The following is a 977-nucleotide window of genomic DNA, read 5'->3' on the forward strand; positions in this document are numbered from 1 at the left end:
GCCACTCTGCTCTGGATAAGGTAACTGTCCACACGGCCTAGAGCGTGATGACTTTTCTTCGAATCGTCATCCCGCTCAGCTCTTTGTTTGAGCATGATCTTTTTCGGGAAACCGGTCTCCGCTTTTCCGGATCATGCTCTAGCCGGTTACACAGCGCGCGAGGACCTCGATCGCTGATCGATCAACGGCGGGACGAATCGCGCCGGCACTCCGTCGGAGTGACTCCGAAGCGGCCGCGGAACCGCTGGTTGAAGTAGGAGACCTCGCCGAAGCCGCATGCGAGCGCGATCTCGCTGATCTTGAGACGATCTCCCTGCTCGCTCGTAAGCATGTGCCGCGCCTGCTGCAACCGGCGCTCCAGCAGGCGCTCCGTGAAGCTCTGGCCCGTCTCCTGCAAGAGATCCTGCACATATCTGGTCGAGAGACCGAGATGGCGGGCAACGTTCGCTGCCGAGAAACCGGCACTCATGAAGCTTCGATCGATCTCGGCAATAATGTCGTTAATACGCGATGCCCGCAGGCCACGCGTCGTAGCGATCTGCGCGGCATCACCGCGCGCGCCGAGCACCAGCGCGATCAGGTCGAGAAGAGTCGTGCGAATATGCGCGTCAAGCTGCGGGTCGTGCGGCGCACGCGACAGCTTCACGACGCTTTCGATATAGCGCCGCAGGTGCGCAACGGCCGGTCGCTGCGGATCGAGAGGCCGCGCCAACAGGTCGTCCGCCTGGCCGACGAGGGCCGCCAGCCGCTCCCTGGAGACCGTCAATGTCGTCCAGGCGAAGGGCGCATCGGAGCTCATGTCGGCGGGCATGCCGTTTGTCCCGAGAAATGCGCCGCCGGAAGCAAGATTGGCTTCGCGGTTTGACTGATCCACCCGCAGCGTGCCCGCGCCGCGATGGAACACTAGGCCGTGTGGACTCTTGGGATTCTCAAATCAGATTGAACGTGATTCAAGGCTTTCTTTTAGGAGGAAGCCT

Annotated in this window: 1 protein-coding gene; it reads right to left on the reverse strand. The window is 61.6% G+C overall.

From position 1 onward, the window contains the following. Nucleotides 1–181 precede the first annotated feature (181 nt). Nucleotides 182–904, reverse strand: a complete 723-nt coding sequence (locus AAFX91_RS41980) for a helix-turn-helix transcriptional regulator (RefSeq protein WP_394570387.1) — start codon at nt 902–904, stop codon at nt 182–184. Nucleotides 905–977: the final 73 nt, after the last annotated feature.

This window comes from Bradyrhizobium sp. 31Argb (genome assembly GCF_043638955.1).
Classification (GTDB): domain Bacteria; phylum Pseudomonadota; class Alphaproteobacteria; order Rhizobiales; family Xanthobacteraceae; genus Bradyrhizobium.